1 protein-coding gene is annotated in these 2,566 nt (G+C 71.3%); it reads left to right on the forward strand.

The features are described 5' to 3' along the window. Positions 1-2,566, forward strand: a 2,566-nt coding sequence (locus ACWEQL_RS42160; protein ID WP_452156878.1) for a condensation domain-containing protein, incomplete at both ends; no start/stop codon positions are given.

Genomic DNA, 2,566 nt, shown 5'->3' on the forward strand with positions numbered 1-2,566 from the left:
GGTTCCTGCCCGACGGCACCCTGGAGACCCTCGGCCGCATCGACAACCAGGTCAAGATCCGCGGCTACCGCATCGAACTCGGCGAGATCGAGGCCGCCCTCACCGAGCTGCCCGAGGTCCGCCAGAGCGTGGTCACCGTGCGCGAGGGCACCGGCGGCGAGAAGATGCTCGTCGCGTACGTCGTGCCCACCGCCGACGCGGTGATCGACACCGCGGCGTTCCGTGCCCACCTCGGCGCCCTGCTGCCCGAGTACATGGTCCCGGCCGCCTACCTCGGCATCGACACCGTCCCGCTCACCGCGAACGGCAAGGTCGACACCCGTGCTCTGCCCGCCCCCGACCTGGAGGCCTTCAGCACCGGCGGCTACACCGCGCCGCGCACTCCGCTGGAGGAGCGTCTCGCGGCGATCTGGGCCGAGGTGCTGGGTCTGGCCGAGGTGGGTGTGGAGGACAGCTTCTTCGACCTGGGCGGCGACTCCATCCGTGCCGTCCGCCTGGTCGGCGCCCTCCGCGAGGCCGGTTACGACGTCTCGATCCGTGACGTCTTCCAGCAGCGCACCATCGCCGCCATGGCCACCACCCTCCCCGGTAACAGCACGGGCGAGTCGCTGATCACCGCCGTCCGACCGTTCGAGCTGATCGGCGAGGACGACCGCGAGGCCCTGCCCGCCGGTGTGGTCGACGCCTACCCGCTGTCCCAGATCCAGACCGGCATGCTCGTCGAGATGCTCGCGGCGGAGTCGCGGGACGTCTACCAGAACATCAACTCCTTCCGTCTGCCCGACCCGACGCCGTTCGACGCCGAGGCCTTCCGTCGCGCCGCCGACATCGTGGTGGCCCGGCACGACATCCTGCGCACCTCGATGCACCTGGACGGCTTCAGCCGGCCCCTCCAGCTCGTTCACGCGGAGGTCGCGATCCCGGTCGCGATCCACGACGTGCGCGGCCTGACCGAGGCCGAGGTGACGGCGCTCACGCTCGCCTACGTGGAGCAGGAGCACCGGAACGGCTTCGAGCTGACCGCCGCGCCGCTGCTGCGCATCTCGGTGCACATCGAGTCGGACGAGGCCTGGCGCCTGACGTTCAGCCACATCCACGCCATCACCGAGGGCTGGAGCTACCACACCCTCCTGATGGAGCTGCTCGCCTGCTACCGCAGCCTGCGGGACGGCCGGGAGCCGGCGGCCTACGAGACGCCGTCCGTCCGGTACGCCGACTACATCGCCGCCGAGCAGGTCGCCCTCACCGATCCGGCGACCCAGGAGTTCTGGCAGGAGATCGTCGCCACCCACAGCCCGCTGGCCCTGCCGGACGGCTTCGCCGAGACCGACCCGGTCGCCGCCGCCGTGGACCGCAACCACGTCCACGTCCCGTTCGCGGACCTGGAGGTCGGCCTGCGCAGGCTGGCCGCCGAGGCGAAGAGCTCGCTCAAGAACGTGCTGCTCTCCGCGCACCTCAGGGTGATGGGCTCGCTCACCGCGGATGCCGCCTTCCACACCGGGGTGGTCTACCACGGCCGTCTGGAGGCGCCGGGCGCCGATCGGGTGCTGGGCATGCACCTCAACACGCTGCCGTTCCCGACCACCCGTGGCGCCGCGACCTGGCGCGAGCTGGTCGAGCGGACCCATGCGACGGAGACGGCCATCTGGTCGCACCGCCGCTACCCGCTGCCCGCCATCCAGCGGGCCGCCGGCAGCAACCGCGATCTGCTGAACGTTCTCTTCGAGTACCTCGACTTCCACCTCGTCGACAAGGCCTCGGTCGACGTCGAGGGCACGATGGTCGACGGCACGACCGAGTTCGGCTTCAGCATCATCACGGTCGGCGGCAAGCTCGACCTCGCGGGTGCGACCAGTGTGATCAGCCTGGCGAACCTGGAGCGCCTGGGCGCCATGTACCGGCTGGTGTTGGAGGCGATGGCCGCGGACCCGGACGGGGACGCGCGGGTCGCGTTCCTTCCGGAGGCGGAGCGTGCGGAGCTGACCGACTGGGCTGCGGGTGGCGCGGTCGAGTGGCCGGCGGGTCTGACCGTCGACCTGTTCGAGGCCCAGGCCGCCGTAACCCCGGACGCCGTCGCCGTCATCGTCGACGGCACCCACCTCACCTACGCCGAGGTGGACGAGCGGGCCAACCGCATCGCCCACCACCTGGCCGGTCTCGGTGCGGGCCCGGATGTCCTGGTCGGGGTGTGCCTGGAGCGCGGCGCCGATCTGGTGCCGACCCTGCTGGGCGTGTGGAAGTCCGGCGCGGCGTATCTGCCACTGGACCCGTCCTGGCCCGCCGACCGCCTCGCCTACGTCCTGGCCGACACCGCCACCCCGATCGTGGTGACCTCCGGCGCACTGACCGCCACCATCACCCCGCTCTTCGAGGGCACCCTCGTCGTCCTGGAACGCGACCGCCGCCGCATCGACCGCCACCCCACCACCACACCCACACGCACCGTGGACGGGCAGCACCTCGCCTACGCCATCTACACCTCCGGCTCCACCGGCCGCCCCAAGGGCGTCCTCGTCCACCACCAGGGCCTGGTCAACTACCTGCGCCACACCGCCGACATCTACGC

The organism is Kitasatospora sp. NPDC004240, from assembly GCF_053603215.1.